Source organism: Pseudophaeobacter sp. 1A09344, from assembly GCF_041008745.1.
Lineage (GTDB): Bacteria > Pseudomonadota > Alphaproteobacteria > Rhodobacterales > Rhodobacteraceae > Phycobacter > Phycobacter gallaeciensis_A.
In genome coordinates, this window is record NZ_JAXGFS010000046.1 from 1 (window position 1) to 238 (window position 238).

The window sequence follows — 238 nt, forward strand, 5'->3', positions numbered from 1 at the left end:
CATGCAGCAACGCGACCTCGCGCGCGTGGCCGCTCCCGAACACACCGGCTACGCGGCTCACCACCCTTGCGGTCGCCCGTGCGTCGGCCGGGATGGCAGCCTCGCTCGACACGTCGCCCCAGGGGGCGTCCTCGGCCAGGGCCGCCTCGACGACAGCCTGCACGGCGGCGCGCGACGGGTCGACCGCCGCTTCGGAGTCTCTCGTGCTCATGCGTGCACCTCCGAGGGCTCGGTCGTG

At 74.4% G+C, this 238-nt stretch carries 1 pseudogene; it reads right to left on the bottom strand.

What is annotated here, in order from left to right:
• Positions 1 to 211 (bottom strand): annotated as a pseudogene (locus SM765_RS23030) (hypothetical protein); the annotation flags it as partial.
• Between the last annotated feature and the right edge of the window lie 27 nt (positions 212 to 238).